At 64.7% G+C, this 23,042-nt stretch carries 21 protein-coding genes; 7 read left to right on the top strand and 14 right to left on the bottom strand.

The window, feature by feature from the left end; translation table 11 throughout:
- From paaA to ACVMDN_RS09075, 8 genes are all read right to left on the bottom strand, one after another.
- Entirely contained in the window at positions 1-993 is a 993-nt protein-coding gene (gene paaA / locus ACVMDN_RS09110; RefSeq protein ID WP_456835308.1) for a 1,2-phenylacetyl-CoA epoxidase subunit PaaA, read from the bottom strand.
- A 76-nt stretch (positions 994-1,069) separates the two neighbouring features.
- On the bottom strand, positions 1,070-1,939 hold the full coding sequence (paaX, locus tag ACVMDN_RS09105) for a phenylacetic acid degradation operon negative regulatory protein PaaX (protein ID WP_456835309.1): 870 nt from the start codon (positions 1,937-1,939) through the stop codon (positions 1,070-1,072).
- A gap of 209 nt (positions 1,940-2,148) precedes the next feature.
- A complete protein-coding gene (locus ACVMDN_RS09100; RefSeq protein ID WP_456835310.1) occupies positions 2,149-2,919 on the bottom strand; it encodes an esterase/lipase family protein in 771 nt (256 codons plus the stop codon).
- 190 nt (positions 2,920-3,109) lie between these two features.
- A complete protein-coding gene (locus ACVMDN_RS09095; protein ID WP_141340846.1) occupies positions 3,110-4,393 on the bottom strand; it encodes a DUF445 domain-containing protein in 1,284 nt (427 codons plus the stop codon).
- Between the two features lie 238 nt (positions 4,394-4,631).
- Positions 4,632-5,108 (bottom strand): phasin, encoded by a 477-nt coding sequence (locus ACVMDN_RS09090; protein WP_028331816.1) that lies wholly within the window; start codon positions 5,106-5,108, stop codon positions 4,632-4,634.
- 181 nt (positions 5,109-5,289) lie between these two features.
- A complete protein-coding gene (locus ACVMDN_RS09085) occupies positions 5,290-5,886 on the bottom strand; it encodes an N-acetyltransferase family protein (RefSeq protein WP_456835311.1) in 597 nt (198 codons plus the stop codon).
- 26 nt (positions 5,887-5,912) lie between these two features.
- Positions 5,913-6,995 carry a PHA/PHB synthase family protein gene (locus ACVMDN_RS09080; RefSeq protein ID WP_456781229.1) on the bottom strand — a complete coding sequence of 361 codons (1,083 nt, stop codon included), beginning with the start codon at positions 6,993-6,995 and terminating at the stop codon, positions 5,913-5,915.
- Entirely contained in the window at positions 6,992-7,375 is a 384-nt protein-coding gene (locus ACVMDN_RS09075) for a hypothetical protein (protein WP_456784286.1), read from the bottom strand. Before ACVMDN_RS09075 ends, ACVMDN_RS09080 begins: the two co-directional genes overlap by 4 nt.
- Before the next feature lie 178 nt (positions 7,376-7,553).
- Between ACVMDN_RS09075 and ACVMDN_RS09070 the strand changes: the two genes are divergently transcribed.
- Together ACVMDN_RS09070 and ACVMDN_RS09065 are read left to right on the top strand one after the other, a co-directional pair.
- A complete protein-coding gene (locus ACVMDN_RS09070; RefSeq protein ID WP_253587440.1) occupies positions 7,554-8,474 on the top strand; it encodes an alpha/beta fold hydrolase in 921 nt (306 codons plus the stop codon).
- 204 nt (positions 8,475-8,678) lie between these two features.
- Positions 8,679-9,143, top strand: a complete 465-nt coding sequence (locus ACVMDN_RS09065) for a nuclear transport factor 2 family protein (RefSeq protein WP_456784285.1) — start codon at positions 8,679-8,681, stop codon at positions 9,141-9,143.
- Positions 9,144-9,208: 65 nt separating this feature from the next.
- Here ACVMDN_RS09065 and ACVMDN_RS09060 read toward each other — a convergent pair whose 3' ends face one another.
- The 6 genes from ACVMDN_RS09060 to ACVMDN_RS09035 form a co-directional block, all read right to left on the bottom strand.
- Positions 9,209-9,883: a spermidine synthase gene (locus tag ACVMDN_RS09060; RefSeq protein ID WP_057017658.1), complete on the bottom strand. Its 675-nt coding sequence runs from the start codon at positions 9,881-9,883 to the stop codon at positions 9,209-9,211.
- A gap of 134 nt (positions 9,884-10,017) precedes the next feature.
- Positions 10,018-13,251 (bottom strand): bifunctional cytochrome P450/NADPH--P450 reductase, encoded by a 3,234-nt coding sequence (locus ACVMDN_RS09055; RefSeq protein ID WP_456835312.1) that lies wholly within the window; start codon positions 13,249-13,251, stop codon positions 10,018-10,020.
- 115 nt (positions 13,252-13,366) lie between these two features.
- The gene (locus ACVMDN_RS09050; protein ID WP_456835313.1) at positions 13,367-14,362 is read right to left on the bottom strand and encodes an alpha/beta fold hydrolase; all 996 of its coding nucleotides are present in this window, start codon (positions 14,360-14,362) and stop codon (positions 13,367-13,369) included.
- 12 nt (positions 14,363-14,374) lie between these two features.
- Positions 14,375-15,925 carry a WS/DGAT/MGAT family O-acyltransferase gene (locus ACVMDN_RS09045; protein WP_076827135.1) on the bottom strand — a complete coding sequence of 517 codons (1,551 nt, stop codon included), beginning with the start codon at positions 15,923-15,925 and terminating at the stop codon, positions 14,375-14,377.
- Between the two features lie 59 nt (positions 15,926-15,984).
- On the bottom strand, positions 15,985-16,776 hold the full coding sequence (locus ACVMDN_RS09040) for an alpha/beta fold hydrolase (protein ID WP_057017657.1): 792 nt from the start codon (positions 16,774-16,776) through the stop codon (positions 15,985-15,987).
- An 8-nt stretch (positions 16,777-16,784) separates the two neighbouring features.
- A complete protein-coding gene (locus tag ACVMDN_RS09035) occupies positions 16,785-17,033 on the bottom strand; it encodes a DUF6489 family protein (protein ID WP_057017614.1) in 249 nt (82 codons plus the stop codon).
- 372 nt (positions 17,034-17,405) lie between these two features.
- Between ACVMDN_RS09035 and ACVMDN_RS09030 the strand changes: the two genes are divergently transcribed.
- The 5 genes from ACVMDN_RS09030 (at position 17,406) to ACVMDN_RS09010 (ending at position 23,027) form a co-directional block, all read left to right on the top strand.
- Positions 17,406-19,004 carry an ABC transporter substrate-binding protein gene (locus ACVMDN_RS09030; RefSeq protein WP_456835314.1) on the top strand — a complete coding sequence of 533 codons (1,599 nt, stop codon included), beginning with the start codon at positions 17,406-17,408 and terminating at the stop codon, positions 19,002-19,004.
- 103 nt (positions 19,005-19,107) lie between these two features.
- Entirely contained in the window at positions 19,108-20,088 is a 981-nt protein-coding gene (locus tag ACVMDN_RS09025) for an ABC transporter permease (protein WP_028331828.1), read from the top strand.
- Positions 20,089-20,098: 10 nt separating this feature from the next.
- Positions 20,099-21,058: an ABC transporter permease gene (locus ACVMDN_RS09020; protein ID WP_057017612.1), complete on the top strand. Its 960-nt coding sequence runs from the start codon at positions 20,099-20,101 to the stop codon at positions 21,056-21,058.
- Entirely contained in the window at positions 21,055-22,038 is a 984-nt protein-coding gene (locus ACVMDN_RS09015; RefSeq protein WP_141340834.1) for an ABC transporter ATP-binding protein, read from the top strand. The genes ACVMDN_RS09020 and ACVMDN_RS09015 overlap by 4 nt, the downstream gene beginning before the upstream one ends.
- Positions 22,035-23,027 (top strand): ABC transporter ATP-binding protein, encoded by a 993-nt coding sequence (locus tag ACVMDN_RS09010; protein WP_253609667.1) that lies wholly within the window; start codon positions 22,035-22,037, stop codon positions 23,025-23,027. Before ACVMDN_RS09015 ends, ACVMDN_RS09010 begins: the two co-directional genes overlap by 4 nt.
- Positions 23,028-23,042: the final 15 nt, after the last annotated feature.

Below are 23,042 nucleotides of genomic sequence, written 5' to 3'. Positions count from 1 at the left end.
TTATTCTGCGGCTTGCGCGAGCTGACGGCTCTTGCGCTTCTCGGCATAGGCCATCGCGGCCTCGCGCACCCAGGCACCCTCCTCATGCGCCTTGCGGCGCGCGGCGAGACGATCGCGGTTGCAGGGGCCGTTGCCTGCCAGCACCTGCTTGAACTCGTCCCAGTCGATCGGGCTGTGTTCCCAATTGCCGTTTGCGTTCTGCTTCATGCCGGGATCGGGGATCGTCAGGCCCAGGAATTCGGCCTGCGGGACGGTGGCGTCGATGAATTTCTGGCGCAGCTCGTCGTTGGAGAAGCGCTTGATCTTCCATTTGGTCGAGGTGTCGCTGTGCTGGCTGACCTGGTCCGGCGGACCGAACATCATCAGCACCGGCCACCACCAGCGCTCGAGCGCGTTCTGCGCCATCGCCTTCTGCTCCGCGGTGCCGCGACACAGGGTCACCATAATCTCAAAACCCTGGCGCTGGTGGAACGATTCCTCCTTGCACACGCGGATCATCGCCCGCGCATAGGGGCCGTAGGAGCAGCGGCACAGCGGGATCTGGTTCATGATCGCGGCGCCGTCGACCAGCCAGCCGATGGCGCCGATGTCGGCCCAGGTCAGCGTCGGATAATTGAAGATCGAGGAATATTTCGCCTTGCCCGAGAGCATCGCGTCGACCAGCTCCTCGCGCGAGGTGCCGAGCGTCTCGGCGGCGGCATAGAGATAGAGGCCGTGGCCGCATTCGTCCTGCACCTTGGCGAGCAGCGCAGCCTTGCGGCGCAGCGACGGCGCGCGGGTGATCCAGTTGCCCTCGGGGAGCATGCCGACGATTTCGGAATGGGCGTGTTGGGAAATCTGCCGCGTCAGCGTCTTGCGGTAGGCGGCGGGCATCCAGTCGTTCGGCTCGATGCGCTCGTCGGCATCGATGCGGGCCTGGAACTGACTGGCACGGGCGACATCCTCCACGCCGCGATCGTCGCCGTCGGATGAGTTGAGCGCCTGCGTATACATGGCCGACCTCCCAATGTGTTGTTAGGCAGGAATATATAACATAAATTTCCAAATGCAAGAAGTTTTTGTAATATGTTCAGACGCCCTCGAAACGGCGCGCCACCGCCCCATTGGACTTCGGCAGCGGCCCGTCCTCGTTGGTTGCGTGGTCGTCAAGCCACTGTTCCGACGGCGAAAGCAGCCCGCGATAGATCTCGCCGCAGAGTTTGCGCGCCGCCCTGCCCGGCCAATCCTTCGGCAGCAGCGGATACGGCAGCAGCGGATCGCGCAGCACGACGCGGCGGTAATGGTGGATCAAGAGTATGCGCGCGGTGAAGGCGTCGGCGTCGCTCAGCGTCTCGCCGCGGATGATCGAGCCGCGCAGCGGCTCGAAGGTCTTCATGAACTTCAGATAGGCGTCCGCGGTGCGGTCGAGCGGCCAGCTCTCGCTGAGCAGCCGGCCGCCGCTGTCATCTTCCGCGGAGACTTCGAGCCGGATCGCGCGCGACGCTTCATCGGGGATCGGCACGCCCGACGGCGCGACCCATACGCCGGGCAGCGGGGTGCCGAAGCCGGCATTCTTCAACGCCTCGCGCGCGGCGTCGCGGTCCTCGGCATTGCCGATCAACAGCAGCTCGAAGCGGCCGGTCCAGTCCGACGGCGGCGGATCGTAGATGTGCCGGGTCGCGGTGTCGAAGGTCTGCCGGCCCTTGGCGTTCAGCCGATAAAAACTGTTGCGGCCGACCTTGTTGCGCTCGAGCCAACCATCGGCGGCGAGCCGCGACATCGCGGTGCGCACCACATTGCCGTCGATGTCGAGGAACTTGAAGAATTCCAGCAGCGTGCCGAGCCACACCGAGCCGCCGCGCGGCACGATGGAATCGCCGAACACGGTGATGATGATCGAGCCGGTGCGTGACGGCTCGCGCTTCAGCTGATCGACGATGCGGGCAAGCGGCTGTGACATGCCCAACGCATAGCGCGTTTTGTCGATTCACGACAATGCAGGGTCTTCTCCTTCTCCCGCGTGCGGGGAGAAGCTCGGGATGAGGGGGCTCTCCGCAATCACGGTGCGAGTTGCGCTCGTGGAGACTCCCCTCACCCGGATCGCATTGCGCTGCGCTTCATGCGATCCGGCCTCTCCCCGCAAGCGGGGCGAGGCAAGGAAGAGACATGTCAGCGATTGGGATCCGGATAGACGATGCTGCGCCAGCCGCTGCGATCGAACGGCGCCCACTCGCCATCCTTCTGCGCGAGGCGATCGGCGACCGCGTAGACCACGGCCGGGTGATGACCCATGCCGCAATGGCTGCTCTCGACCTCGATGCTGTCGGTCATCGACGAGGCCTGCTCGCGGCAGCCCTGCCAGGCGCAGACGCCGTCGGTGCGGCTGAAGATCGCGGTGGTCGGCACCGGCGGCGCGCTGGCGAGCGAGCCGCCGAAACGCTGGTCCTCCTCGTCGGCACGACGCCCGCTGGCCATCTCATAGACGCGCCAGGCGTTGGTCGACTTCGGGCCGGCGGCAAACGGGCTGCCGAGCGTGATCACCTGGCGCACGCGCTCCGGCATCATCTTGGCGAGCTGGCGCGCATAGAGGCCGCCGAGGCTCCAGCCGACCACCGAGACCTTGCGGCCGGTGGTTTCATTCATCTCCTGCAGCAGCTCGACCATCCCGTCCTGCACGCCGGCGCGAAGCCCGAGATTGCGGCCCTGGCGCCAGCCGCTGACGGCGTAGCCCTTGCTCCTGAGAAAGTCGCGCAGCGGCCGGGTCGACATGTCGGAAGCGATCAGCCCCGGCAGCACCAGCACCGGATGCCCATCGCCGCGCGGCGCGAGGCTGAGCAGCGGCAATGCACCAAGAAAGGCGCCGAGCTCATGAATGGCGCGGCCTTCCAGGAACATCAGTGTCCTGGACGGCGGGCGTATCGTCTGCGCAGCAACGGACATTTCAGCTCCTCTTCCGGCAGGACCGCCGGCAATGGGACCAACGAGAATGGTCAACGGGATTGACTCAAACCCGGCGGAATTCGTTCCGCAACGCAACAATCTGTCCTGAAAAGCTAGGGAACCGGACACTTTCGTGCAAGCGGTCCGGGTCACACTTGCCACAACTAAAGTGACGTTCGTGCCCAATCGGTCACAGCAGCCGCAGCGTGTATTCCAGGGTGTAAAGCGCAAGGCCGGCAAGCCCACCGATCAGCGCGCCGTTGAAGCGGATGTATTGCAGATCCTTGCCGACATTGACCTCGATCAGGGAGATCAGCTGCTCCATGTCCCAGCTCTTCATCTGGTCGGCGATGAAGCCCGAGACGCCGCTCTTCTGCTCGGCGACGACGGTGCGCAGGATCGCCACCAGGCCCTGATTGATCTCGCCGCGCAGGTCGGTGTCGCCGTCGAGCGCGTCGCCGGCCTCGACCAACATTCGCGCCAGCTGATGCTGCAGCACCTGCGACTCGCCCGAGGCGCTGCGTTCGATGAAGTCCTTGACGTTGGCCCAGATGGTGCGCCCGAGATTGGCAAGCTCCGGCCGCGCCATCAAATCGCGCTTGAGACCATCGATGCGGTCGGCGAATGCCTTGTCGCTGCCGAGCCGGTCGACAAAGGACAGCAGCATGCGGTCGAACTCGCCGCGGAACGGATGCTGCGGATCGTTGCGCACTTCCTCGAAGAACTTCGTGGCGGACGCGATGATCCGGTTCACCACGAACTTGTCGGCACGATAGAGCCTGAGCAGCGTCGGCATCTCGGCGCGGACCTTGTCGCGGATCACGGCCATGGTCTCCTGCTGCGTCAGCGTCTGGTGCAACACGCGCAGGATGTCGTCGAGCAGGCCGCCATGCTTGCCCTCCTGCACGAAGCCGCGCAGCGCGCCGGCCGCAAGCGGCGCGAGGTCGATCGAGAGCACCTGCGTCGTGACGCGGCGGCTGATGAACTGCATCAACCCCGAGCTCTCGGTCGCCGCGAATGCCTCGGGCAGCATCCGCAGCACGAAGCGGGCGAGATCCTCCGAACGTTTGCGGTCGCGCAGCCAGTCGGCGATGAACGAACCGAAATCGATCTCGCGCAGCTTGGCCTCGACCGGCCCGGATTCCAAAAAGTTGTTCTCGATGAATTCGCCGAGCTTCTCGGCGATGCGCGCCTGATTGCTCTGGATGATCGCGGTATGCGGGATCGGCAGGCCGAGCGGCCGCTTGAACAAGGCGACGACGGCATACCAGTCGGCGAGGCCGCCGATGGTTGCAGCCTCGGCAAATGCCGCGATGAAACCGAACACCGGGTGCACCGGCAGCAGCGCCTTCGCTGCGATGAAGATGATGAAGGTTGCCGCCAGCACGCCGGTCGCCAGCCACTTGACGCGCCGCAGCTCGGCCGCGCGTTCGACGTCGACAGGCGTTGCGATGAGGGCGGCGGGAAGGGTCATGGGGTTTCGCAGGGGTGACGAACGAAGCATAGCATGGCCGCACCGCCGTCATTCCCGGGCGTGCGAAGCACGAACCTCAGGTGCGCAATTGCGCACCGGGGAATCTCGAGATTCCGGATCGCCGTTTCGCGTCGTCCGGAATGACGATGGATACATGAGTTATGAAGGACACCGCCAAAAAAGAAGGCCCGCAAAATGGCGGGCCTTCGAAAAGGGCAGTTGGTCAGCGCGGCCGCGATCAGGCGGTCTTGCCGTAGACCTTGGCGAAGTTGTCCTGCGCGGTCTTCGCACCGTCGGTGACGAGCTTGCCGAGATATTCGGTGGTGGCCTTCGCCCGCGAGACGAACAGTTCGCCACGCGCACGGGCCAGCTCCGACTGGATCTGGGCGGCTTCGCTCAGCGACTTGGCCGACGCGAGCTTGTCGATACCGGCGAAGAACGCCTCGGCGTCCTGGTAGATCGCCTGCTGGATGTTGCGGCTGATCTTGGCGGCTTCGGTCACCGAACCGGCAACAGCGGACTCGATCACGTTCGTCACCTTCTCCGAGCCGGCATAGGCATCGGCAGCGCGGGTCTTGGCGGCCTCGGCCTGCTTCTTCACGAACTCACGGGCGGCTTCCGGAACTTCCAGGTTCTGAAGCTTGGTGAACGCCTCGGTGACGGGCGCGAAGGCTTCCTTGACGCTGTTCAGCACGGAATTGGTTTCGGTGGTCATTGGGGTCTCTCCATCCTCAGGTTTGAGCTATGGGCTCACCCCGTCCGGTTTGGCCCGGGGCAACCGTGTTATGACACGGCTCATGATGCACCGCAACATCTATGTTGCAGCGCGATATCACGAACCTGTGAACAGCATGAATGTCCGGCAGATTGCTTAGTGAGCCGGCATCAAACGGTTTCTAATTACCGCTTACCGCGTCAGAGACCCCGTACGCCTCCATCTGTGCCCGGACCTGCGCCACATTGTGCCCCAGCACGACAATGTCGTGGGTCTTGCCCTCGACGTCGCGGACATGGTCGCGCAGCAGGGCCTCGGCCTTGAAGCCGAGGCTCTCGAACAGCGCGATCGCCGCCCGCTGGTCGATGGTCATCTGCACCGAGAACTTCTCCAGCCCGGCACCGAGCGCGATGGCGAAGATCTCCTGCGACAATGCCCGGCCGACGCCCTGCCCGCGCACGTCGAGCGACACCACCATCCGGATCTCGCCGACATGCGGCGACCAGGAATGCGGATCGCGCACCAGGGTGCCGCAGCCGACCACCTTGCCGTCCTTGATCGCGAGCAGGCTCGTGATGTCGCCGCGCTCGATCTCGTTGATCCAGGCCGACAGCACCTTCGGCTGGCTGATATTGCGCGGCAGGAACAAGAGATCGTGCGTCGGCAGCTTTTGCGCGAAGGCCAGCACCGCGGCCTCGTGGTCCCGAATCATCAGGCGAAACTCGATGTCGCCCGCCTCGGTCTTGACGCGACGCGGATAGGAACGTTGTTCGGTCATGTCGATCTCTCTCCAGTCGACCCTTCTTAGGTCGATCTTTTGCCCAGCCAGGAGTCCAGTTTCGGCCACAGCCGCTTGATTGCATTGGCGCCGGCGACCAGCGAGACGTGACCGCCTTTCAGCATCACCTCCTCCTTGTCCTCGGAGCCGATCTTGGTGATCAGATGCTTTGCCGCATCATACGGCACGATGTGGTCGTGCTCGGCGACCGCGTGCAGGATCGGCACCTTGATGTCGGCAAGCTTTGCCTCGCGGCCGCCGACGGTCATGGTGTCGTTGTAGAGCTTGTTGTCCCACATCAGGTCCTTGGTGATGGCGCGGAAATATTCGCCCGCGAGGGGCAGCGTGTCGGTCGCCCAGCGATCGAACATCCGGTACGACTTGACGAACTCGTCGTTCCAGATGTTGTCCCAGAGCTGGATCTGGCCGACGACACGCGCGGCCGGCCGCAACATGTCGAACGATTGCAGGATCAGTTCGGGCGGCATGTTGCCGGTGCTGTCGATCAGGCGGTCGACGTCGAAATAACGACGGTCGGCGAAATTCGAGAACAGCTTCATCTCGCGGAAATCGATCGGCGTGGTGAAGCAGATCAGGTTCTTCATCGGCCCGTCGTTGAAGATCGAGCCGTAGAGCAGCGACAGCACGCCACCGAAGCAATAGCCGATCACCGAGACGTCCTTTTCGCCGGAATCCTGCTGCACGCGGCGGACCGATTCCGGAATGAAGTCGAGGACGTAATCCTCCATGCGCAGCGATTTTTCCTCCGGCTTCGGCGCACTCCAGTCCAGCATGTAGACGTCGAAGCCGCGCCTGAGCAGGAATTCGATGAAGCTCTGCCCCGGCACCAGGTCGAGGATGTAGCCGCGGTTGGTGGTCGCCATCACGATCAGGACCGGCACGCGATAGACTTCGCTGGCCAGCGGCCGGTAGTGATAGAGGTTCATGGTGCCGCGCGAATACAGCACATCTTTCGGCGTCGAGCCGAGCGACGGGCCGGAGCTCGAGAAATACTCGACGCCCTTGATGCTGCGCTGGATCGCGCGCTGCACCTCGGACTGGACCCGCTCGGAGATCGAGGCGAAATCAAAGGGGGTGGGAGCATTCATTTGCTGCCTCCGTCCGCTGGCGGCTGCTTGGTGCGCGGTGGCCGCGGCGTTGCGCCGTGGCCGTCGTCCGGCGCCAGCGAATTGTGGTGCACCTGCTGCAGCAGCGTCTTGATTTCGTTGAGCTGGTTCTCCATCGATTGCAGGCGTTCCGCCATGCCGACGAGCTGGGCGCGGCTCGGCAGGTTCATCGCCAGCAGATATTTCTCCATCAGCTCGCCGAGCTGCTTCTGCGCACCGGCCGCGACGCCGCCGGCCTGGTTCATCGCCTTGGAAAATTCCGGCGAGCTCATGAGCTGGTTGCCGAAGGAATTGAACCCCTTCTCCATCTCGCCAATCATCGTCTGCCAGATCACGGCAGGGTCGTTGCCCTTGTCGGCCATGCGGCGCTCCTCCACACCAATTTCGGGCGCTTGCCGCGCTTCCATTTGTTTCTGCCATACGACACTGTTGCTGCTGATCGGTCAACAGCGCGGCGCGACCGGCGACGCCGAGGCTCTTCTGCGCTGCGTCAATCCGTGGCATAGAGGTTCCTGACCGCGACACCAGCAGGGGACGCCCGTGACCACGCTCGCCCATCAGCCGCCGCAGATCATCCGCGCCAATGGCATCGACATCTGCTACGAGATGTTTGGCGATGCGAATGCCGAGCCGCTGCTCCTGATCATGGGCCTCGGCGCCCAGATGATCCATTGGGACGACGAGTTCTGCCGCCAGCTCGCCGCGCGCGGTTTTCGCGTCATCCGATTCGACAACAGGGATATCGGCAAATCCTCCCGCCTGAGCGGCGGCAAGCGGCTGACCGCGCTCGAACTGCTCAAGCTCCGCTTCCTGAAGATCCCGGTCGCAGCGCCCTACAAGCTGGCCGACATGGCGAGGGACACGATCGGGCTGATGGATGTGCTCGGCATCCGCACCGCGCATCTGGTCGGGGCCTCGATGGGCGGCATGATCGCGCAGGAGGTTGCCATCACCTTCCCCGAACGCGTGCGCTCGCTGACCTCGATCATGTCGACCACGGGCAATCCAAAGATCCCGGGCCCGACCCGCGAGGCGACCGCAGTGCTGATGGCGCCGCCACCGAAGAGCAAGGAAGAGTATTTCGTCCGCTTCGGGCAGACCTGGAAAGTCCTGCGTAACGGCTCGTTCCCTGAAGATGAGGCGCTCGATCCCGAACGCGCGCGGCGCACCTTCGAGCGCGGCCTCAATCCGGAGGGCGTCGGCCGTCAGCTCCGCGCCATCCTCGCCTCCGGCAGCCGCAAGGAGCGCCTGCGCGGCGTCAAGGCGCCGACGTTGGTGATCCACGGCACCATCGATCCGCTGGTGCATCCCGAAGGCGGCAAGGACACCGCGGTCTCGATCCCGGGCGCGAAGCTGGTGATGATCGAGGGCATGGGCCACGCCCTGCCGATTCCGATGTGGCCGCAGATCATCGACGCCATCGACAAGCACGCGCATGGCGCGGCGGCGAAGGCGGCGTGAGGCCAGAGCGTTTTCGAGCGAAGTGGATCCCGGTTCGCGTGAAGAAAACGCCCCAAAGCCAAAATCGAGAGCCCCGTCCCGATTCAATCGGAACGGGGCTCCGGTATCTTCCGGTAACCATGTGAGCCAGGAGTGCGTTCTTCCGGGCGCGGCACGGACGCTGTAGAGAGCGCTATCCACCGCTCAGCCACCGGGAGCAACCAGATGAAGACCATCCTCCGGCCACAGACAGCCGTCGCCGCTCTCCTCCTCGCGCTCGCGTCTTCATCGGCAATGGCGGCTGCCAGCGACGCGCAGCAGGAAGCCAACCGCAAGGCGGTGCTGGCGTTCTACGAGAAGGGGCTGAACCAGAAGGACGCCGACGCGGCGCTCGCCTATGTCGGCAACCGCTATGTGCAGCACAATCCCGGCGCGGCCGACGGCCCCGAAGGCTTCCGCAAGTTCATCGGCTTCCTGCGCGAGAAGTTTCCGAACTCGCACAGCGAGATCAAGCGCTCATTCGTCGACGGCGACTACGTGATCCTGCACGTCCACGCCGTGCGCGAGCCCGGCACCCGCGGCAACGCGATCATCGACATCTTCAAACTCGAGGACGGCAAGATCGTCGAGCACTGGGACGTGGCGCAGCCCATTCCGGAGAATCCCGCCAACAGCAACACGATGTTCTGAGGCATCGTGATGGCTTGTGTTCAGCCACTGGCATGATCAGGCTGGCGAGCGCGCCGGGACGCCCGCTATTGCTTGACCGCGATCCAGATCACGTGGCGGACACCGCGGCCTCGGCCGGTGGCGCGGACGGCAATTTCGTTGACCGCGAACCCCGCCCGGGTGAGCGATTTCGGGAACTTGGCATTCGGACCGGACGACCAGACGGCGAGCACGCCGCCGCGCCGCAACGCGGCGTGTGCGATCTTGAGCCCGGAGACATCATACAGCGCGTCATTGGCCTTGCGGGTGAGACCTTCAGGCCCGTTATCGACGTCGAGCAGGATGGCATCGAAGCCGAGCGGTTGGCGTTCGATCACGCTGGCAACATCCTCCTCCCGGATGCTCACGCGCGGATCGTTCAGGCTGTCGCCGAAGATCTCCGCCATCGGGCCTCGCGCCCAGGCAACGACCGCCGGCACCAGCTCGGCCACCGTGATCCGCGCCTCGGGTCCGAGCACGGCGAGCGCGGCCCGCAGCGTAAAGCCCATGCCAAGGCCGCCGATCAGAAAATGCGGCCGTGCGACCGTCTCGATCTTCTTCGCGGCAAGCGTCGCCAACGCCTCTTCCGAGCCCGACAGGCGGCTGTTCATCAGCTCGTTGGTGCCGAGCATGATCGAGAATTCGTGGCCTCGCCGCATCAGACGCAATTCACCCTCGGTGCCGGGAATGCGCGCGGTATCGATCTTTTCCCATGGAATCATGCGGCGGTTTGTATCATGGCAGGCACCTCTGCCGTAGCCCGGATGGAGCGAAGCGAAATCCGGGGTCTGCCCCGTCCGCATGAGACGCTGTCCCGGATTACGCTTCGCTTCATCCGGGCTACGAAGGCGTGAGCCTAGCCGCCTGTCCAGACGTCGAGCACGTAGCGGTTCCTGGTGCCCATTTCCTCGATCCAGCGCGCGGCGGCGTCGGTGTCGACACCGGTGCGCTCGCGATAGATCGAGATCAAGGTCGCCTTGACGTCGGGCTCCATCCTGCCGCCGTCGCCGCAGACATAGACGATCGCGCCCTTCTGGATCAGCTCCCAGACCCGGTCCTTGTGTGCGGCGACAAGGTGCTGCACATAGGTCTTCGGGCCATCGGCACGCGAGAAGGCGGTGTGGAGTTCACTGACGCCGTCGGCTGCGAACGCCTTCAGCTCATCCGCATAGATGAAATCCTGCTCAGGATGCCGGCAGCCGAAGAACAGCATCGCCGGCCCCAGCGTCGCGCCCTGCGCCCTGCGCGCGGCGCGCTCCTGCAGGAAGCCGCGGAACGGTGCGAGCCCGGTGCCCGGCCCGATCATGATGATCGGCACGGCATTGTCATCGGGCAGGCGGAAGCCGGCCTTGGTCTCCTTGATGGTGGCGTGGACGGTGTCGCCGGCGCGGCGGCGCGCCAGATAGTTCGAGCAGACGCCCTTGTAGATGCCGCGGCCGGAACTTGCCGGCGCCTCCACCACGCCCACGGTGACACTGCAGCGCTGCGCCTCGCCGGCCGGAGACGACGAGATCGAATAATAGCGCGGCGCCAGCAGCGACAGCATTTCAAGATAGAGGTGGAACGGCAGCTCGCAGGCCGGATATTCCTCGAGCAGGTCAAATACCGATTTGCGCTTCGCCAAGACGTCGGTGCGATAGCGCGCGGCCGAGGCATCGTCGTCCCCGACATAGGCCATCAGCTTCGGCTTGGTCGCCGGGCAGCGAGTGTGCTCGGCCATGATCTGGATCTGCTTGCGGGTCGCGACCTGCTGCAGCTCGACGAACTCGGTGAGCAGCCGTCCGACCGACACGGCGTTGCCGACCGGCAGTTGCGCGCGGCGGCCTTCCGAGACCTGCAGACGGATCTGGTCGGCCGGCAGGAAGCCGAAGCGGCGCGCAACGGAATCGACCAATGTAGGATCGTTGCGCGGCACCACGCTGAGATGATCGCCGACGCGGTATTTCAGACTGGACGGCAGCTCGACCTCGATATGCCGGGTCGAACGCTCCGACGGATGAGCGCCTGCCTTGGTCTGCAGCTCGCTGTTGGCGAGCACCTTCATCGGCACCGCGCCGCCCTGTGTCACGATGGTATTGACCGCACCCTGCGCCACCGGCTCGATCGCGTAGAGCGGTTCGTCCTCGGCGGTGCGGGTGAAATTCCAGTCGATGCCGAATTCCTTGGTCGCGACCTTGGCCGCCTCCGGGAACCATTTCTGGAACTGGCCGTCGAGATCGCTGCGCGCGTCGCCCTCGCCGCGCGGATAGACGGCGCGCGCGCCATGTTTGGTGAGCTGCTCGTCGATGAAGCGCGGCACCGACTGGTAGGTCGCCGCCCAATCGCTGTTGCCGCAGCCGAACACCGCGTAGCGGACCTTGGCGAAGGCATCCTTCGGCAGGTCGCTGTCGAGCCATTTGACGAACTGCGTCGCGTTGTCGGGCGCCGCGCCATTATAGGAGGCGCAGATGATCAGCACGCCGCCCTCCTCCGGCAGCTTGCCCACATAATCGTCCAGCGGACCCAGCCGCGTCGCGAAGCCGTTGATCTCCGACAGATCGGCCATGCGGGTCGCCAGTTCCTCGGCGGAGCCGAGATTGGAGCCGTAGAGCACCAGCATCGGCGTGTTGTGGCCGGGACGCGTGGTCGGCGCGCGCGGAGCCTTCGGCGCGGCCGCAACCGCGCCCGTGCTGCCGGCGAACGCGCCGCGGTCCTTGTCGTCGCGCGGCCGCACCTTGATCCTGAAGCCATCCGGCTTGACGGTCAGCGTCTCCTTCAGATGCATCTGGTAGCGATGCACGTCGATCAGCTTGAACCGTTGCAGGATCATCCCGATCGCCAGCGCCGCCTCGTGCATGGCAAAGCCGCGGCCGATGCAGGCGCGCTGGCCGTTGCCGAACGGCTTCCAGGCATTGATCGGGCGCTTGGCCTCCGCCTCACGGCTGAAATTCTCGGGATCGAACACGTCGGGGTTCGGACCCCAGACGCTGGGATCGCGATGCAGCGCCATCACCAGGATGGTGATGAAGGTGTTCTTCTTCAGCTTGTACTTGCCGCCGATCATCTCGTCGTTGAGCGGCGCGATGCCGTAGGCCGGCGCCGGCGGCCACAGCCGCAGCGCCTCCTTCAGGCATTGCGTGATGTAGGTGAGTTGGGTCACCTGCTGATAGGTCGGCCGCGCATTGACGTCGGGACCGAGGACGCGATCGACCTCCTCATAGGCCTTCTTCAGCACCTCCGGGTGCTTCAGCAGCGCGTAGATCGTGCACGACAACAGGCCGCTGGTGGTCTCGTGGCCGGCGATCAGGAAGGTGTTGATCTGGTAGCGGATGTTGACGTCGTCGAGCTGCTCGCCGGTGGCGCGGTCGACGCCGGTCATCATCGCCGCCAGCATGTCCTTCTTGTCGTCGGTCGCGGCGGTGCTGCCGCGCCGCTCGGCGATGATCTCGTCGACCATCTTGTTCATGAAGGCGACGTCGTCGGCCAGCGTCTTGCGCCGCTTCTGCATCCACAGACCCTCGAGCGGCAGGCCGCGGGTCATCATGATGGTTTCGAGCGATCGCACCAGCGATTCCACGAACGGGTGGTAGTCGCGGCGGTAGAATGAATTGAAGCGGTAGTCGAAGCCGCAGAGGCCGATGGTGTCGAGGGTGAGCGCCGTCATGTCGTGGACGACCTCGATCTCCTCGTCGGCGTTAAGGCGCTCCCATTTCTTGACCAACTGCTCGGCAATGTCGACCATGCTCGGGTGGTACGACTGCATGGCGCGGTTGCCGAACGGCTGCATCAGGATGTTGTGCGCCTTGCTCCAGTTCGGCTCCTTAGTGTCGGCGGTGAACAGGCCGTCGCCGCCGACCGCACGCACCCGGCGCAGCGAGCCGCGCACCGCCTTGTCGAAGCGCTTCTCGTCGGAGAGCTCGTCGACGAGATCGTGGCCGGACACGATCACGAGCGGCGCGCCCATCATGTCGAGCCAGAAGATCGGTCCGAGCTCCTTGGAGAGCTTGACGAGATGCTGCACCGGCGCGGTCGAGTCCAGCGACAGCATGTTGCCGACCACCGGCTTCGTCGGCGGATGCGGAATCGGACTCAGTCTGTTGCCGGACGCCATTTTCGAAGTGCCCCCTCTAACCTCAGTCATTCCGGGATGGTCCGAAGGACCAGACCCGGAATCTCGAGATTCCGGGTTCGATGCTGCGCATCGCCCCGGAATGACGACGCCGTCGTCAGCCAAACCGCTTTCTGCGCCATTCGATCAGCTTCGCGCTGACTTCGTCAGGCTTTTCCTGCTGCGTCCAATGGCCGCTGTCCTTGACCAGGTACTTCTCGAGGTCCGGCACCAGCCGCTCCATGCCGTCGGCGGCCGAGGGCGGCAGCACCGCGTCGTTCTCGGCCATGATCATCAGCGACGGCACCCGGACGTGATGGTCCAGCCCGGCCGAGCGCTCCCAGTTGCGGGTGAAATTGCGATACCAGTTGATGCCGCCGGTGAAGCCGGTCTTGATGAAGGTGTCGACGAACACCTTTTTCTCGTCCGCGGACAGGATCGGCGTGCGCGGATCATGCTTGGCGTCGTAATTCGCGATCATCTGCGGAAACGCCAGGTTGAGCCGCGCCGAGGCGCCGACGCCGGCGATCGGCTGTTCGGGCGGCGCGTCCGCCGGACGCGGCACCGGCTTGCGCATGAAGGCGTCGAAGGTCTGCTCGACGCGGCTGCCGAAGATGCGGTCGGGCTCGCGCCCCGGATCCTGGAACTGGACGATGTACATGTGATCGCCGAAGCGCTGGCGGAACAGCGCGATCGGGTCCATCGGCGCGCGGTCCCAATGCGGCGTGTTGACGCCGACGACGCCGGCGACCCGCGCAGGATGCCTGAGCGGCATCTGCCAGACGACAAAGCCGCCCCAGTCGTGACCGACGAAGATGGCCTTGTCGATCTTGAGATGGTCGAGCAGGCCGACGAGGTCGCCGGTCAGGTGCTCCATGTCGTAGGCCTCGACCGGCTCCGGCCGGTCGGTCGCGCCATAGCCGCGCTGATCCGGCGCAATCACCCGGATGCCGGCCTCGCCCAGCGCCTTGACCTGGTGGCGCCAGGAAAACGCCAGTTCAGGCCAGCCGTGGCACAGCACCACCGGCGGCGTGTCGGTCTTGGGGCCTGCTTCATAAAACCCCATGCGGATGCCGTTCGTCTCGGCGAACTGCAGCGGTGGCATCTCAATCATCGACCGGGATCCTTATTCGGCTGCGCCCTTGATGTCCGCGGGCGGGGGAGCGAACGCCGCCTCGAGTACATCGAACTCGAGCGGCAGCATGTCGCACATCACCTGCACGTGGGGAATGATGTTGGCGCCCACGATGAAGCCGAAATCGAGCTGATCGCGGTAGCTCTGCACGGTGATGTTGAGCGCCACGCCGTGGGTCGAGATCGAAACCGGGAAGATGTGCAGCAGCTCGGCACCCGCCGCATACAGCGTCTGCCGCGGCCCCGGCACGTTCGAGACCGTGATGTTGGTGGCCGGCGGCAGCACGTTGGAGAGGTCGGAGCGGCTGTAAAGCAGCGCCATGATCTGCACCAGGATCGGCGCGCCCAGCAACGAGATGTTGGTGACCTGCGGCACCAAAGCGCGCAGCGGATGCGACATTTCCTTGGACTTGGTCGACTGCGCGATGATGGTTTCCAGCCGCTTCCGGGGATCCTCGATGTCGGTCGCGATCGAGCAGATCATGCCGAACACCTGGTTGTTGGATTCGGCGTTGCCCTCCTCGCGCAGCGAGATCGGAACGCCTGCCGTCAGCGACTTGTTCGGCAGCGCGCCCTGGCTGATCAGATAGCGCCGCACCACGCCGGAGGCGAGCGCCAGCACGACGTCGTTGAGCTTGCCGCCGGACGCCTTCGCCAGTGCCTTGGCCCGCGACAGCGAGATCGAGGTGCCGGCAAAGCTGCGCTCGGACGAGATCGCCTTGTTGAGGATGGTCGGCGGCGAGGACATCGCCTGCAGGCTCTCGCGCGACCTCGGATCGGCGACCTTGGCGACGACGTCGGACAGGCTCTTCATGACCGTCGGCATGGAGCCGGCGAACTTCACCGCGCTCTCGATCTGGAACATGGCGTTGTCGAACAGGATCGAGCCGAGATCGCTCTTGCCGGAGCGCGGCAGCTCCAGGCTCTTCTGCGCGGCGGCGGCCGCCTCGAACGGCTGGGTCCAGAGTTGCTGATAGGCGTCGATCAGATTGGCCGCGATGTCGCGCGGCTCCTGCGCGACTTTCTTCGCGCTCGGCGGCTCGATCTCGCGCGGCACCGGCGTCAGGTCGTAGATCATGCTGGTCAGCGCCGCGCCGGCGCCGCCGTCGATGCAGGCATGGTGCATCTTGGAATAGAGCCCGATCTCGTTGTCCTTCATGCCCTCGAAGACGTAGAACTCCCAGAGCGGGCGGGCGCGGTTCAACAGCTTGGCGTGCATCCAGCCGACGATGCGCTCCAGTGTCGCGCGATCGCGCGGCGCCGGCAGGCTGGCGCGGAAGATGTGCCGGTCGATGTCGAACTGATCGTCCTCGACCCAGGACGGGTGATCGATGTCGAGCGGCGCCTTCTGCAGGCGTGCCTTGAGGATCGGCGCGATGTGCAGCCGCGAGGCGATCATCGCCTTGAACTCCTCGAAGAAGTCGCCCTTGTAGCCGTCGGGCAGGCGGAAGATCGCCATGCTGCCGACATGCATCGGCATTTCCGGCGTTTCCAGATAGAGAAACGATGCGTCCAGCGAGGACAGCTTCTTGGCGTCGCTCATGGTCTCCTCCCGAGAGCCTACTTACGCGGGCGCCTTGGGCGGCGCTTCTCGTCGTTTGGTCAGGATAGTGCCTGTTCTGCCGGCCCGTAGGCAATGGCAAAGGGGCCCGAGCGGTCAAAATGCCGGAATTCCCCTTCCGGCTGGGCCAACCGGTCCGCAATCGCCCACAGCGCCGCGGGATTGACGCCGAGGCCGATATGGCTGGCGAAATGCACCTCGATGTTCTCGGCGGTGGCCGACGGCCGCACGCGCGAGGTCCGCCAGTTCACGATGCCATCGGTGCGGGAATAGATCGAGGTCGTCGGCACCGGCATGTCGCCGGCGATCGCGGCGCGGATCTCAGGGATGTCGTCGACAGCTTCGCCGGACAAGAGCTCATAGAGCCGCGTCGCATTGGTGGCGCGGATGTCGTCGGCGAACGGGCTGCCCAGCGTGATGATGGAGCGCACCAGCTCCGGCATCTGCAACGCCAGGTCGCGCGCATAGACGCCGCCGAGGCTCCAGCCGATGATCGAGACCTTGCGCCCGGTCGCCTCATGGACCCGCTTCAGCAGGTCGCGCAGCGCAGCCCGCCTGCTGGAAATCCCACCGAAATTGCGGCCCATGTTCCAGGCATAGGCGTCGTAGCCGAGCTCCTTGAGATAGCGCCGCATCGGCGCCATCGAAAGGTCGCTGGCAAGGAAGCCCGGCAGCGCCAGCACCGGATGACCATCGCCCTTCGGCGCCTGCATCAGGAGGGGCGACAGCAGCAGGCTCGAATTGAGTTCGAGCACGCCGCGCGCCTCCGCCAGCATCAGGAACAGGCTCGGCGGGCGCAACCGGCGTTCGGTCCCATCAACGCTCCTGTCCATGTCGGTCACTATTTCTTCTTGCTCGTGCCGCCGAAGCCGGCCATCGCCACGAACATGTCCTGGAAGCGTTCGGCGAGCTTGGGATCGAAGGTGAACCAGCTCTGCATCAGCGATTCCGGTGAGATCTTGTCGATGTTCGACGTCATCTGCTGCTGCAGCTTGTCCATCACCGCGGTCTGCATCGGTCCCACATCCGGCAGGCCGAAGAATTGCCGCGCTTCGAGGGGCGTACAATCTATCTCGACGTTGACTTTCATATCCGCCTCCTCAAATGCGCCTTGGCCCGCCACAGTATCGCCGGGACGGGGCGAGTTGCGCAAGCGAGCCGTACCTGCCCCGGGGGGCAGTCGGCCTCAATCATCCGTTATGGTCAACCAAACCGTTTGGAGCGGTTGCTCGAGGCGCGCCGGTGATCATTCCCGTGACCGACAAGCGGCACTCCGAAAGTCGAATGTCACGCGTTCGCGCCAACAGCCTACTCTCCAAGCCGGTTCATTGCGCTGCACCCGCGCGGATGGGTTAACCCTTTGGCAAATCGCGCTTGCGCGGCCGGTAAACTCTGGCAACATGGATCAATAATACCAGCCGGACAAAGCAGCCGGCGGACAAAAACGGGGACGCGGGATTACATGTCGGGACGTTGGAGTTTGTTTGCGGCCACTGTCGCCGCACTCGTCGCCTTTGCTTTGCCGGCATCGGCCCAAACGTTGAAGTATGCGAACCAGGGCGAGTTGAAGTCGCTGGATCCCTACACGCTGAAGGAAACCACGACGATCGCGCACCACGCCCACGTCTACGAAGGCCTCACCGCGCGCGACAAGGACCTCAAGATCATTCCGGCCCTGGCGGAAAGCTGGGAGACGCTGAGCCCGACCAAATGGCGCTTCCATCTGCGCAAGGGCGTGAAATTCCACAATGGCGATCCCTTCACCGCCGACGACGTGCTGTTCTCGGCCGAGCGCGTCCGCGCCAAGGGCTCCAACTTCCTCAGCAACGTCCCGGCCGACGCCAAGTTCAGTAAGGTCGACGACTACACCGTCGACGTAACGCTCGACTCGCCCAATCCCATCCTGATCTCGCAGTGGGATAGCTGGTACATCATGGACAAGAAGTGGAGCGAGGAGAACAACTCGGTTGCACCGACGCCGGCCTCCGCGACCACGCCGAGCTACGCGGCGCTGCACGAGAACGGCACCGGCCCCTTCACGATCGAGAGCCACCAGCCCGGCGTGAAGACCGTGTTCAAGGCGTTTGCCGGCTATTGGCGCAAGCCCGAGCATAATCTCAAGGAGATCATCTTCACCCCGATCGCCTCCGACGCCACCCGCGTTGCCGCGCTGCTCTCGGGCGAAGTCGACGTGATCGAACCGGTTCCGCTGCAGGACATCCAGCGCGTCAATTCCAGCGGCGTCGCCACCGTCATGACCGCGCCGGAGATTCGCACCATCTTCATCGGCATGGATACGGCGCGCGACGAGCTGCTGTATTCCAACGTCAAGGGCAAGAATCCGTTCAAGGACATCCGCGTCCGCGAAGCCTTCTACAAGACGATCGACGTCGATCTGATCAAGACCCGCGTCATGCGCGGCATGTCGACCCCTTCGACGTTGATGATCGCCCCCGAGCTCTATCCGCTGTCGAAGGAATTCACCCGGCCGAAGCTCGATCCTGATGGTGCTAAGAAGCTGCTGGCCGACGCCGGCTATCCGAACGGCTTCGAAGTCACGATGGACTGCCCGAACGACCGCTATGTCAACGACGCCGCGATCTGCCAGGCGGTGGTCGGCATGCTGGCCCGCATCGGCGTCAAGGTGAACCTGCTGGCGCAGCCGAAAGCGCAGTATTTCGCCAAGGTGCTGAAGCCCGGCGGCTACCAGACCTCGTTCTTCATGCTGGGCTGGACGCCCGCGACCTCCGACTCGCACAACGTGCTGCACGACATCCTCGGCTGCCGCGACGATCCGAAGGATGCCACAAGGGGCGAGGCCAATCTCGGCGGCTATTGCAACAAGGAAGTCGACGCGCTCACCGACAAGGTCCTGGTCGAGGGCGACACTGCCAAGCGCGACCAGTTGATCAAGCAGGCCTACGACATCGTCATCAAGGATTACGGCTACATTCCGCTGCATCAGCAACCGCTGGTGTGGGGCGTGTCGAAAAAGGTCAAATTGACCCAGCGCGCGGACAACCAGGTGCTGCTCTACTGGGCGACCAAGCAGGGTGAATAGTGGCTTTGGCGAATTGGGTCCCGGAAGCGCAGGCTTCCGGGACCGCTCGTTTTCCGGCCGCGCAAGGCCGCGAGCCGAATGTCAAAAGCAGTGAAAGGTAGAGATGCTGGCCTTCACTCTTCGCCGCTTCCTGCAGGCGATCGGCGTGATGCTCGCCGTGGGCGTGATCGCGTTCGCGATGTTCCGCTTCGCCGGCGACCCGGTAAACCAGATCGTCTCGATCGACACCTCGGCCGCGCAGCGCGCTGAGATCCGGCACTCGCTCGGCCTTGACGATCCCGTGCTGGTGCAGTTCGGCCGCTACTTCATCAATGCGCTGCAGTTCAAGTTCGGCGTGTCCTACCAGTTCCGCCTGCCGGTCTCCTCGCTGCTGGCGGAGCGGCTGCCGGCGACGCTGGAGCTTTCGATCTGCGCCACGCTGTTCGCGATGGTGGCCGGCATCCTGATGGGGGTCTATTCGGCGCTGCGCCGCGACACCGTGCTTGCCAAATTATTCCAGGCGGTATCGCTGATCGGCATTTCGCTGCCGACCTTCCTGATCGGCATCCTCCTGATCTATCTGTTCGCGGTGACGCTGGGCTGGCTGCCCTCCTTCGGCCGCGGCGAGGTGGTGAAGCTCGGCTGGTGGACCACCGGACTGCTGACCGTCTCGGGCCTGAAGGCGCTGATCATGCCGGCGATCACGCTCGGGCTGTTCCAGATGACCCTGATCATGCGGCTGGTGCGTGCCGAAATGCTGGAAGTGCTGCGGACCGACTATATCCGTTTCGCCCGCGCCCGCGGGCTGACCACGCGCGCAATCCATTTCGGCCATGCGCTGAAGAACACCCTGGTTCCCGTGATCACGGTGGCCGGCCTGCAGTTTGGCTCGGTTATTGCTTTCTCGATCATCACCGAAACCGTGTTCCAATGGCCGGGCATGGGACTTCTGTTCGTGCAGGCCGTGCAAAATGTCGATATCCCGATCATGGCCGCATATCTGTTGATGGTCTCGCTGATCTTCGTCACCATCAATCTCGTGGTCGACATCCTCTACACCGTGGTCGATCCGCGCTTGCGCTCGACCGTCGGCCGCGCGGCGTGAGGGCTGACCGATGTCCGATGCCGTCGTCCCCCATCGTTCCCAAGGCCACCAGGCCCCTGCCGGCTGGTTCAGGCGCGCGCTCGACAGCGACATCTTCTATTCGTTCCGTCGCTCCAGGCTGACGATGGTCGCCGCCGTCATTACGCTGCTGTTCTTTCTGCTCGCAATCTTCGCATCATGGCTCGCGGTGCAGAACCCGTTCGACCCGGCACAGCTGCAGCTGATCAACTCGCGGATCGCGCCGCTGTGGACCGCCGACGGCCAGAGCCCGTTCCTGCTCGGCACCGACGAGCAGGGCCGTGACGTGCTCTCGGCGATCCTCTACGGCCTGCGCATCTCGCTTGCGGTCGGCCTGGCCGGCGTGGTCTTTGCCGGCGCGCTCGGCATCGCCCTCGGGCTGATCGCAGGTTATTTCGGCGGCGTGGTGGACACCATGATCATGCGGATCGCCGACGTACAGCTCACCTTCCCCGCGATCCTGATCGCGCTGCTGGTCAACGGCGTCGCCAAATCGGTGCTCGGCAGCCGGCTCGACGAGATGAGCACGCTCGGCGTCCTGATCATCGCGATCGGCCTCAGTTTCTGGGTGCAATATGCCCGCACCGTGCGCGGTTCGGTGATGGTCGAGAAGAACAAGGATTACGTGGCCGCGGCGCAGCTGATCGGCCTGCCGGCGCCGAAGATCATGCTGCGGCACGTGCTGCCCAACACGATGGGCCCGATCCTCGTCATCGCCACCATCAACCTCGCGCTCGCGATCATCACCGAGGCGACGCTGTCGTTCCTTGGCGCCGGCATGCCCGACACCATGCCCTCGCTCGGCACCCTGATCCGGATCGGCAACAACTATCTGTTCGCCGGCGAATGGTGGATCGTCGCCTTCCCCGGCATTGCGCTGGCCGGCCTGATCCTCTCCATCAACCTGCTCGGCGACTGGCTGCGCGACGCCCTCAATCCGAAGCTCCGATGACCAAGCCTGTTCTTTCCGTGCGCAATCTCGAGGTGGAATTCGTCACCCGCCGTGCGACCTTGCGCGCCATCAACGGCGTGTCATTCGACATCGCCAAGGGCGAGGTGCTCGGCGTGGTCGGCGAGTCCGGCGCCGGCAAATCGGTCACCGGCCTTGCCGTGATCGGGCTGATCGATCCGCCCGGGCGGATTTCTGGCGGCGAGATCGAGCTCTCGGGCACGCGGATCGACCATCTGCCGCCGGAGGAGATCCGCCGCATCAGGGGCAGGCGGATCGGCATGATCTTCCAGGATCCGCTGACCAGCCTCAATCCGCTCTACCGGATCGGCGACCAGATCATCGAGACCATTCGCACCCACAGCAATCTGAGCGAGAGCGCCGCGCGCAGGCGCGCCATCGATCTGTTGGCCGAAGTGGGCATTCCAGCGCCGGAGAAGCGCATCGACGGCTACCCGCACGAATTCTCCGGCGGCATGCGCCAGCGCGTCGTCATCGCGCTTGCGATCTGCGCCGAGCCCGAACTGATCATCGCCGACGAGCCGACCACCGCGCTCGACGTCTCCGTGCAGGCGCAGATCATCGCGCTGATCAAGCGCCTCGGCCGCGACCACGGCACCGCGGTGATGCTGGTGACCCACGACATGGGCGTGATCGCCGAGACCTGTGACCGCGTTGCGGTGATGTATTCCGGCCGCATCGCCGAGATCGGCCCGGTGCAGGAGGTGGTGCGTAATCCGCTGCATCCCTACGCCAGGGGCCTGATGGGTGCGATCCCGACGCTTGCCGGCGAGGACAAGCGCCTGGTGCAAATCCCCGGCTCGATGCCGCGGCTGTCGGCGATTCCGCCGGGCTGCCCGTTCAATCCGCGCTGCGCGTTTGCCTTCGATCGCTGCCACGTCGAACGCCCCGAGCCGATCCGACAGGGCACGCAGTTCGTTGCCTGTCATCTGTTCGAGCCGGCGAAGGAGACGGCGGCATGAGCGGAACATTGATCGAGGTCAGGAACCTGCGCCGCGTCTTCGACGTCTCCAAGCCGTGGCTCAACCGCGTGATCGAGGGCGGCCATCTCGAATTCCTGAAAGCCGTCGACGGCGTCTCCTTCGACATCAAGCGCGGCGAGACCTTCGCGCTGGTCGGCGAATCCGGTTCCGGCAAGACCACGGTCGCGCGCATGGTGGTCGGCCTGCTGCCGCCGAGTTCGGGCGAGGTCGTCATCGACGGGGTCTCGATGACCGATCCGCGGCAGGGCCAGGCGCGCCGCCGGCTGCGCCGGCGCATCCAGATGGTTTTCCAGGATCCCTATGCGAGCCTCAATCCGCGCTACCGGGTCGCCGCCATCGTCGCCGAGCCGATCCGCGCCTTCGACCTGATCCAGGGCGAGCGCGACATCAAGGCCCGGGTCGGCGAATTGCTCTCGCTGGTCGGCCTGCACCCCGACGACGGCCAAAAATTCCCGCACGAATTTTCCGGCGGCCAGCGCCAGCGCATCGCGATCGCCCGCGCGCTGGCATCCGAGGCCGAGTTCATCGTCTGCGATGAGCCGACCTCGGCGCTCGACGTCTCCGTGCAGGCGCAGATCCTCAACCTGATGCGCGACCTGCAGGACAAGTTCGGCCTCACCTATCTCTTCATCAGCCACAATCTCGCGGTGGTCCGCCACATGGCGAGCCGGATCGGCGTGATGTATCTCGGCCGCATCGTCGAGATCGCCGAAGGGCGAGAATTGTTCGAGAACCCGCGGATGCCCTACACGAAGATGCTGCTCGGCGCGGTTCCGGATCTTGCGATGTCCGGCCGGCAGCGTATTCCGGTGAAGGGCGAAATTCCCAACCCGATCGATCCGCCGCCGGGCTGCTCGTTCAACCCACGCTGTCCCCTCGCCTTCGATCTCTGCCGCCAGAAGACGCCGGAACTGATCGACGGCGTCGCCTGCCATGCCGTCAACAGTCCCGCCGTCGTTCCGGCATGATCACGAGGATGGGAG

The organism is Bradyrhizobium sp. USDA 4510 (genome assembly GCF_054059095.1).
The sequence above is the reverse complement of the archived record's forward strand: the minus strand, read 5'-3'. Positions and strand labels throughout refer to the sequence as shown.

Excerpts from the sequence above, each read along its gene's own strand:
- ACVMDN_RS09050 (WP_456835313.1), bottom strand. The coding sequence starts at position 14,362 with ATGATTGAGATGCCACCGCTGCAGTTCGCCGAGACGAACGGCATCCGC.
- ACVMDN_RS09060 (WP_057017658.1), bottom strand. The coding sequence starts at position 9,883 with ATGATTCCATGGGAAAAGATCGATACCGCGCGCATTCCCGGCACCGAG.
- ACVMDN_RS09015 (WP_141340834.1), top strand. The coding sequence starts at position 21,055 with ATGACCAAGCCTGTTCTTTCCGTGCGCAATCTCGAGGTGGAATTCGTC.
- ACVMDN_RS09085 (WP_456835311.1), bottom strand. The coding sequence starts at position 5,886 with ATGACCGAACAACGTTCCTATCCGCGTCGCGTCAAGACCGAGGCGGGC.
- ACVMDN_RS09055 (WP_456835312.1), bottom strand. The coding sequence starts at position 13,251 with ATGGCGTCCGGCAACAGACTGAGTCCGATTCCGCATCCGCCGACGAAG.
- ACVMDN_RS09090 (WP_028331816.1), bottom strand. The coding sequence starts at position 5,108 with ATGACCACCGAAACCAATTCCGTGCTGAACAGCGTCAAGGAAGCCTTC.
- ACVMDN_RS09080 (WP_456781229.1), bottom strand. The coding sequence starts at position 6,995 with ATGAATGCTCCCACCCCCTTTGATTTCGCCTCGATCTCCGAGCGGGTC.
- ACVMDN_RS09025 (WP_028331828.1), top strand. The coding sequence starts at position 19,108 with ATGCTGGCCTTCACTCTTCGCCGCTTCCTGCAGGCGATCGGCGTGATG.
- ACVMDN_RS09010 (WP_253609667.1), top strand. The coding sequence starts at position 22,035 with ATGAGCGGAACATTGATCGAGGTCAGGAACCTGCGCCGCGTCTTCGAC.
- ACVMDN_RS09045 (WP_076827135.1), bottom strand. The coding sequence starts at position 15,925 with ATGAGCGACGCCAAGAAGCTGTCCTCGCTGGACGCATCGTTTCTCTAT.
- paaX (WP_456835309.1), bottom strand. The coding sequence starts at position 1,939 with ATGTCACAGCCGCTTGCCCGCATCGTCGATCAGCTGAAGCGCGAGCCG.
- ACVMDN_RS09075 (WP_456784286.1), bottom strand. The coding sequence starts at position 7,375 with ATGGCCGACAAGGGCAACGACCCTGCCGTGATCTGGCAGACGATGATT.
- ACVMDN_RS09040 (WP_057017657.1), bottom strand. The coding sequence starts at position 16,776 with ATGGACAGGAGCGTTGATGGGACCGAACGCCGGTTGCGCCCGCCGAGC.
- ACVMDN_RS09095 (WP_141340846.1), bottom strand. The coding sequence starts at position 4,393 with ATGACCCTTCCCGCCGCCCTCATCGCAACGCCTGTCGACGTCGAACGC.
- ACVMDN_RS09100 (WP_456835310.1), bottom strand. The coding sequence starts at position 2,919 with ATGTCCGTTGCTGCGCAGACGATACGCCCGCCGTCCAGGACACTGATG.
- ACVMDN_RS09035 (WP_057017614.1), bottom strand. The coding sequence starts at position 17,033 with ATGAAAGTCAACGTCGAGATAGATTGTACGCCCCTCGAAGCGCGGCAA.
- ACVMDN_RS09030 (WP_456835314.1), top strand. The coding sequence starts at position 17,406 with ATGTCGGGACGTTGGAGTTTGTTTGCGGCCACTGTCGCCGCACTCGTC.
- paaA (WP_456835308.1), bottom strand. The coding sequence starts at position 993 with ATGTATACGCAGGCGCTCAACTCATCCGACGGCGACGATCGCGGCGTG.
- ACVMDN_RS09020 (WP_057017612.1), top strand. The coding sequence starts at position 20,099 with ATGTCCGATGCCGTCGTCCCCCATCGTTCCCAAGGCCACCAGGCCCCT.
- ACVMDN_RS09065 (WP_456784285.1), top strand. The coding sequence starts at position 8,679 with ATGAAGACCATCCTCCGGCCACAGACAGCCGTCGCCGCTCTCCTCCTC.